Raw genomic sequence first — 7,464 nt, forward strand, 5'->3', positions numbered from 1 at the left:
TGGACGCCGCGCCCGGCGCGGACGACGCGACCCCCACGCACCCCGCCCGGCCTCGCCCATCCCGCCCGACCGACCTCGACGGCGCCCTCGCCCTCCTCGCCGACCGCCGCCGCGGCCAGCGCGACGTCCGCGGCCTCCTGCGGGCGGCAGCGGCTCCGCTGGGAGAGAAGCTCGGCTGGGACGCGATCGGCCTCTTCTGCCGCTCGCCCCGACCTGGCGAGCTCGAGTGCGCCGGCGCATGGGTCGTCGACGACGACCTCGACGCGTTCGAGACCGTGTCCTGGCAGGCCAAGGTCACCGAAGGCGAGGGCGCGACGGGCGCGGCCGCGACGGCGACCACCCCGTCGCGGACGACCTGCGACGCCGATGCCGAGTGCCCGCGCCTGCGCGCCGCCGCCCGCTCGGGCCTGCGCAACGTCGTCCTCGTGCCGCTGCGCGATGAGGCGGGCAGCCTGCTCGGCGTCGTCGAGGCGTACACCGCAGCGGACGAGATCCCCGTGCCGAGGGGCGACGGGCTCCTCGCCGCGACCGAGCGCCTGCGCGAGCTCGCGATCGAGATCGTGAAGGAGACGACCCCGGTCCGGCACACCAAGGGCCCCGCCCGGCCGCGCGCCGCGCGCCCCGCTCAACAGCCGCCGGCTCCCAGCGCGCCGCCGCCGCTCGCGCGCCGCTGACCTGGCGCCCAGGCCGGCGCACGTTCAGCGCTGCGTGTCGACCGGCGAGGGCGGCGCGTGCCGACGCCGGTCCCACGCGGCCTGCGACATCGGGTAGGCCGAGTCGCGCAAGCGGTTGAGGACGCCCGCCGGCTCGAGGTCGCTCCCGGTGTTGAACGGATGGAACCGCGTCGCGTCGTACACGGCCGGGAGTCGCTCGCCGATCGCGATCTCGCCGACGCGCGCGAAGCGTCCGAGGACTGGGGCGACCGCGAGGGTGAAGCGGAGGTCTCCGGTCTGCGCGGCGCGGTCGAGGCGGTCGAGCTCGTCGTCGCCATCGGGGCGCGGGGAGTCCGGTCGCGGGAGCGCGCCGATGAGGAACGTCTTCCCGTCCGCCCGGTAGGGCAGCGACGATGAGTACACCCGCTGCTGGACGTCGCGCGCCGGGACGAAGACGTGGTGCAGCACCGGCCGGTCCACCGAGGTGACGAGCATGAGGTCCTGAGGGCGGTCCTCGCCGTAGGCGTCGAGGATCCGCAGCGACATCCCGAGCAGATCGGGCACCGGCCGAGGGACGCCGATCGACCGGGAGAACCGCACGATCGCGTCGTGCTCGGCCGGCGTCGAGAGGATCTGCGCTCGTGGCGCGGCGCCGACGCCATCGATCCGCACGCGCGCGCGGTGCACGGCTCCGTGCGGATGGACGGCCTTCCCGCCTCGCAGGAAGGCGGCCGCTGCGAGCACGGCGCCCGTCACGCGGCCCGTGGCGTCGACGAGGAGCGACATCGGCCTCCGCTACCCGTCGCTCGCCGGTCGCCTGCACGAGCGTCCCGGCGCCCCCTCAGCCCGCCCGGCCCGCGTCCTGACGGTCCGGTCGCACGATCGCGCCCGCCACGGCGGAGATCACCGCCGCGAGCAGCGCGATGAGCGCGAGCGCCCCGGAGCCGCCGAGCACGAGCGTGAGCACGCCGATCGCGGCGAGGAAGAGCGAGACGAAGATCCAGCCCGGCATATCCACTCCATACCCGGGACGGGCAGGGCTCTCACCGGCCGCGGACGGTGCGCCCGTCCTCGCCGACCGGCCCCTCGGACACGCTGAGGAGCTGCGCCGCCTCGTCCTCGCCGACGCGGGCGACGAGCCAGTCGCGGGCGGCGAGGCTCGCGGCGGCGGCGCGGAGGCGGAGGTCCTCGTCGGGGTGTCGGTCGGCGGTGACGTCGGCCCCGATGACGAGCGCGGCCACGACCTCGGGATCCGTCCGGCGGTCGCCGCGCTCGCGGGCGGTGCCGATCATCGCCTCGACGTCGACGCGCGCGACGTCGTCCGCGCTCGGCTCGGGGACCGGGTGCCGCCGGTGTCCGAAGAGACGGCCGAAGATCCTCATCGGCTCACGCCTCCCGCAGCGCGGCCTCGAGCAGCGTGAGCGCGCGCAGGGCGAACGCCTGCATGTTCGCGGCGCGGTCGTCCGACCCGGTGAGGACGTGCTCGGCGCGCAGGACGCCGCCCGGTCCGGACACCGCGACCCACGCATGGCCGGCGGGATCGCCGTACGGGTTCGGGCTCGGTCCCGTCGCGCCGGTCTCGCCGACGCCCCAGTCGGCGCCGAGGCGGGCGGCGGCCGCCGCGGCGAGGAAGCGCCCGAGCCGCTCGGTCGCGCCGCGCCGGCCGGGATCGAGGTCGACCGCGCCGCCGAGCATCGTCTCGACGCCGTCGAGGGTGTAGATGACGATGCCGCCGCGCGCGTAGGCCGAGGCGCCCGGGACCGAGAGCATCGCGGCCGACACGAGCCCGCCGGCGGAGGACTCCGCGGTCGCGAGGGTCTCGCCGCGCGCCACGAGCAGCGCGGCGACACGGGAGGCGGTCTCGGTGAGCGGCGTCTCGAGCACGAGGTCACCGTACCCGTCCTGCCGCGGCGGGCCCCGGCCGCCCGCACCGCGCCGCGCGGACGCGACGTACGATGCCCATCGTGGCTCCCGCCGCTCTCATCGCCGCGCTGCTGCCGGACGCCGTCCGGGTCGTCGCGACGACGGACGACCGGACCGACGTGCCGCTCTTCCCCGAGGAGCGCGCGCTCGTCGCGGACGCCGTCCCCGCGCGGCGTGCCGAGTTCGCGACGACGCGCGCGTGCGCGCGCGAGGCCCTCGCCGACCTGGGCATCCCCGCCGTGCCGATCGGCGGCGGCCCGCGCGGCGAGCCGCTGTGGCCCGCCGGCGTCGTCGGCAGCATCACGCACTGCCCGGGCCTGCGCTCCTGCGCGGTCGCGCGCGCCGCCGACGTGCGCGCGATCGGCATCGACGCCGAGCCGGACCTCCCGCTCCCGCGCGGCGTCCTCGGGGCGGTCGCCGCCCCGGCGGAGCGCACCGGGCTCGCCCCGCACCTCGAGCGGGTCCTCTTCAGCGCGAAGGAGTCCGTCTACAAGGCCTGGTTCGCGCTCACCGGCGAGGCGCTCGGCTTCGCGGACGCGCACGTCGAGATCGGCGAGGCGACGTTCACCGCCCGGCTCGGCCCCGGCGGGCACGTCGACGGGCGGTGGGCGCGCCGCGACGGGCTCCTCGCGACCGCGGTGGTGGTGTCGTAGCCGCCCGGATCGCCATCGTCGGCCTCGCGTGCCGCCTCCCGAAGGCCGCCGATCCGGCGGGCTTCTGGCGGCTCCTGCACGAGGAGGACGACGCGATCTCGCCCTTCCCCGCCGATCGGCTCGGCGCGTGGGACGGCGACCCGGCGCTCCTCCCGCCCGGCGGGTTCCTCGAGCGGGTCGACCTCTTCGACGCCGCGCACTTCGGGCTCTCGCCGCGCGAGGCCGCCGCGGCCGACCCGCACCAGCGGCTCGCGCTCGAGCTCGCGTGGGAGGGCCTCGAGGATGCGGGGATCCCGCCGACCGCCCTCCGCGGCGCGCCCGTCTCCGTGCACCTCGGCATGACGAGCGGCGACTGGGCCGACGTCCTCGCCGAGGCGGGCGACGACGCCGGCGGCCGGCACGCGATGACGGGCGTCGGGCGGAGCATCGTCGCCAATCGCGTCTCGCACGTCCTCGGCCTCGCCGGCCCCAGCCTCGTCGTCGACACCGGCCAGTCCTCCGGGCTCGCGGCCGTCCACCTCGCGTGCGAGAGCCTGCGGTCGGGCGAGGCGACGACCGCGATCGCCGGCGGCGTCAACCTCATCCTCTCCCCGTACTCGAGCCTGCGCGCCGCGGAGTCGGGCGCGCTCTCGCCGGACGGCCGCGCCCGGGTGTTCGACGCGCGCGCGAACGGCTTCGTGCGCGGCGAGGGCGGTGCCGTGCTCGTCCTCAAGCCGCTCGACGCGGCGGTCGCCGACGGCGATCGGATCTACGCCGTCATCGACGGGACGGCGACCGGCACCGGGACGGGGGAGCAGGGCATGACCGCCCCGAGCGCGGCCGCCCAGGAGCGCGTCCTGCGGTCGGCGCTCGACCGGGCGGGGGTCGATCCCCGGGAGTTCGGCTACGTCGAGCTGCACGGGACCGGCACCCCGGCGGGCGACCCGGTCGAGGCCGCCGCGCTCGGCGCGGTGTACGGCGCGGTCCGCGACCGCCCGCTCGCCGTCGGCTCGGTGAAGGCGCGGATCGGGCACCTCGAGGGGGCGGCCGGGGCCGCCGGGATCCTCACCGCGGCGCTCTGCCTCCACCGCCGCGAGCTCGTCCGGAGCCTCCACTTCTCCGCTCCGCCGCCCGGCATCCCGCTCGACGATCTCGGCGTGCGGGTCCTCACGGCCGCGGAGCCGTGGCCGCAGAACGCGATCGCCGCGGGCGTCTCGTCGTTCGGCGTGGGCGGGACGACCTGCCACGCGGTCCTGACGGCCGCGCCCGCGCAGGTGGCCCCGCGGCGGCTCGGAGCCAAGCCCGCTCCTGCCGCCGTGCCGTGGGTCGTGTCGGCGAGCACCCCCGCTGGGCTCGCCGGCCAGGCGGCGCGACTCGCCGCGCGCGCCGAGGCCGCCGACGCCGACCCGTCCGACATCGGGCTCACGCTCGCGGACCACCGCGCCGCGCTCCGCGAGCGCGCGGTCGTCGTCGGCGCGACGGCGCAGGAGCGCCGGGCCGGCCTCGACGCGCTCGCCGGCTCGCAGCCGGCGGAGAACGTCGTCCGGGGGACGGCGCGGACCGAGCGGCGCGTCGCGTTCGTCTTCCCCGGCCAGGGGGCGCAGTGGCCGCAGATGGGGGTGGCGCTCCACGACGCGTCGCTGGTGTTCCGGGGGGCGCTCGAGGCCTGCGACGCGGCGCTGCGGCCCTTCCTCGGCGTCTCGGCCGTCGACGTCCTCCGCGGCCCGGACACCGGGTGGCTCGATCGGGTGGACGTCGTCCAGCCCGTGCTCTTCGCGGTGCACGTCGCGCTCGCCGCGCACTGGCGTCGCCTCGGCGTCGAGCCGTCGGTCGTCGTCGGGCACTCGCAGGGCGAGATCGCCGCGGCGCACGTCGCAGGCGCCCTCTCGCTCGACGACGCCGCCAGGGTCGTCGCCCTTCGCGCCCGCGCGCTCGCGGAGATCGCCGGGAGCGGCGGCATGCTCGCCGTCGCGCTTCCCGCCGCCAGGGCGCGCGAGCGTGTCGCGGCGTACGGCGGACGGGTCGCGGTCGCAGCCGTGAACGGGCCCGCCTCGGTCGTCCTCAGCGGTGACCCGGCGGCGCTCGGCGAGATCGCCGCCCGCTGCGAGGCCGACGGCGTCCGCGCGCGCCGCGTCGCCGTCGACTACGCGTCCCACTCGCCGCAGGTCGAGGCGGTGCAGCAGCGGCTCCTCGCCGATCTCGCGCCGATCGCCCCGCGCCACGTCACGGTGCCGCTCCTCTCCACGACGACCGCCGCGGGCGTCCGCGGTCCCGAGCTCGGGGCGGCCCACTGGTACGAGAACCTCCACCGTCCCGTCCGCTTCGAGGAGACGGTCCGCGCCCTCCTCGATGACGGCGTCAGCGCCTTCATCGAGTGCAGCGGCCACCCCGTCCTCACGTGGGCCGTCGAGGAGACCGCCCGCGACGCGGGGGCCGACGTCATCACGGTCGGCACGATGCGGCGCGGCGACGGCGGCCCGCACCGCGTCCTCCTCTCGGCGGGGGAGGCATGGGCGCGTGGCGTGGCGGTCGACTGGGCGCGCGCGTTCACCGGCACGGGCGCGCGGCGCGTCGACCTCCCCACGTGCGCCTTCCACCGCAGCCGTCACTGGGTCGGCGAGGAGACGGACGACGACGCGTCTGCGCCTGCGGGCCGCAGCGCAGAGCTCGCCGCGCTCGGGTCGGCGGAGCGGACCGCCGAGCTCGTCGGCGAGGTCCGCGCCCAGGCGGCCTCCGTCCTGGGCCACGAGGCCGCCGCGGACATCCCCGCCGACCGGGCCTTCAAGGACCTCGGCTTCGACTCGCTCGCCGCCGTCGAGCTGAGCCGTCGCCTCACGACGCTCACCGGGCTCGAGCTGCCCTCGACGCTCGCGTTCGACCACCCGACGCCCGCGGCGGTCGCGGCGTTCCTCGCGCACCGCCTCGACGCGGCGGAGGGCGACCTCGTCCCGGCCCCCGCCGAGCCGGCGGGCGAGACGTCCCGCCGCCCGGCGCGCCGCCGCGCGCGCGGCCGCGCCGACGAACCGCTCGCGATCATCGGGATGGCCTGCCGCTATCCGGGCGGAGTCTCCTCGCCGCACGACCTCTGGCGGCTCGTCGCGACCGGGGCCGACGCGGTGGGCGACTTCCCCGCCGATCGCGGCTGGGACGTCGAGTCGATCTTCGACCCCGACCCCGACCACCCCGGCACGACGTACACCCGGCGCGGAGGCTTCCTCGACGACGCCGCCGGGTTCGACGCCGGCTTCTTCGGCATCGGCCCCCGCGAGGCCCTCGCGATGGACCCGCAGCAGCGGCTCCTCCTCGAGACCGCGTGGGAGGCGATCGAGGACGCCGGGATCGACCCGACGTCGCTCGCCGGCTCGCCGACCGCCGTCTACGCCGGCGTGAGCACCGCCGACTACGGCTCGTTCCAGCCGCAGGACGCCCCCGAGCTCGAGGGGCTGCGGCTCACGGGCGCGCTCACGAGCGTCATGTCGGGCCGCGTCGCCTACGCGCTCGGCCTCGAGGGCCCCGCCGTCACCGTCGACACCGCCTGCTCCTCGTCGCTCGTCGCCCTCCACCTCGCGTGCCGGGCGCTCCGCGCGGGCGACTGCGGGCTCGCCCTCGCCGGAGGCGCGACCGTCCTCGCGACGCCGGGCATGTTCGTCGAGTTCGCGCGCCAGCGAGGGCTCGCCGCCGACGGCCGCTGCAAGTCGTTCGCCGCGGCGGCGGACGGGACGGGGTGGGCGGAGGGCGCCGGTCTCGTCCTCCTGGAGCGCCTCTCCGACGCACGCCGCCACGGGCGCCGCGTCCTCGCTGTCGTGCGCGGCACCGCGATCAACCAGGACGGCGCGAGCAACGGGCTCACCGCGCCGAACGGCCCGTCCCAGGAGCACGTCATCCGGGCGGCGCTCGCCGACGCGGGGCTCGCGCCGAGCGACGTCGACGCGGTCGAGGCGCACGGCACGGGCACGACGCTCGGCGACCCGATCGAGGCCGGCGCGCTCCTGGCGACCTACGGCCGCGACCGCGCGGACGGACCCCTGCGGCTCGGGTCGGTCAAGTCGAACATCGGTCACGCCCAGGCGGCGGCCGGGGTCGCCGGCGTCATCAAGATGGTGATGGCGCTCCGCGAGGAGACGCTGCCGCCGACGCTCCACGTCGACGCCCCGACGCCCCACGTCGACTGGCCCTCCGGCGAGGTGGCGCTCCTCACCGAGGCCGCGCCCTGGCCCGCCGGGCCGCGGCGCCGCCGCGCGGGCGTCTCGTCGTTC

At 77.7% G+C, this 7,464-nt stretch carries 7 protein-coding genes; 3 read left to right on the top strand and 4 right to left on the bottom strand.

The annotated features are described in order from the left end of the window. Positions 1 to 674 (top strand): hypothetical protein (locus ACME2J_RS21525; RefSeq protein WP_495547002.1); only part of this gene is annotated, 674 nt, incomplete at its 5' end. Positions 675 to 698: 24 nt separating this feature from the next. Here ACME2J_RS21525 and ACME2J_RS21530 read toward each other — a convergent pair. Genes ACME2J_RS21530 through ACME2J_RS21545 form a run of 4 tightly spaced genes read right to left on the bottom strand, consistent with a single transcriptional unit; the run spans position 699 to position 2,537 of the window. Further along, positions 699 to 1,439 carry a hypothetical protein gene (locus ACME2J_RS21530; protein WP_495547003.1) on the bottom strand — a complete coding sequence of 247 codons (741 nt, stop codon included), beginning with the start codon at positions 1,437 to 1,439 and terminating at the stop codon, positions 699 to 701. 55 nt (positions 1,440 to 1,494) lie between these two features. Beyond that, positions 1,495 to 1,665 carry a hypothetical protein gene (locus ACME2J_RS21535; RefSeq protein ID WP_495547004.1) on the bottom strand — a complete coding sequence of 57 codons (171 nt, stop codon included), beginning with the start codon at positions 1,663 to 1,665 and terminating at the stop codon, positions 1,495 to 1,497. Between the two features lie 31 nt (positions 1,666 to 1,696). Beyond that, a complete protein-coding gene (locus tag ACME2J_RS21540; RefSeq protein WP_495547005.1) occupies positions 1,697 to 2,035 on the bottom strand; it encodes a hypothetical protein in 339 nt (112 codons plus the stop codon). 4 nt (positions 2,036 to 2,039) lie between these two features. Then, positions 2,040 to 2,537, bottom strand: a complete 498-nt coding sequence (locus ACME2J_RS21545; protein WP_495547006.1) for a CinA family protein — start codon at positions 2,535 to 2,537, stop codon at positions 2,040 to 2,042. Between the two features lie 80 nt (positions 2,538 to 2,617). Here ACME2J_RS21545 and ACME2J_RS21550 point away from each other — a divergent pair, with 80 nt between their 5' ends. Beyond that, positions 2,618 to 3,229: a 4'-phosphopantetheinyl transferase family protein gene (locus ACME2J_RS21550; protein WP_495547007.1), complete on the top strand. Its 612-nt coding sequence runs from the start codon at positions 2,618 to 2,620 to the stop codon at positions 3,227 to 3,229. After that, positions 3,181 to 7,464 (top strand): type I polyketide synthase (locus ACME2J_RS21555; RefSeq protein WP_495547008.1); only part of this gene is annotated, 4,284 nt, incomplete at its 3' end. The genes ACME2J_RS21550 and ACME2J_RS21555, both read left to right, overlap by 49 nt.

The organism is Paraconexibacter sp. (genome assembly GCF_059438195.1).

What these genes read in the sequence shown, in the direction of transcription:
- ACME2J_RS21530 (WP_495547003.1), bottom strand. Translation starts at nt 1,439, where the DNA reads ATGTCGCTCCTCGTCGACGCCACGGGCCGCGTGACGGGCGCCGTGCTC.
- ACME2J_RS21535 (WP_495547004.1), bottom strand. Translation starts at nt 1,665, where the DNA reads ATGCCGGGCTGGATCTTCGTCTCGCTCTTCCTCGCCGCGATCGGCGTG.
- ACME2J_RS21540 (WP_495547005.1), bottom strand. Translation starts at nt 2,035, where the DNA reads ATGAGGATCTTCGGCCGTCTCTTCGGACACCGGCGGCACCCGGTCCCC.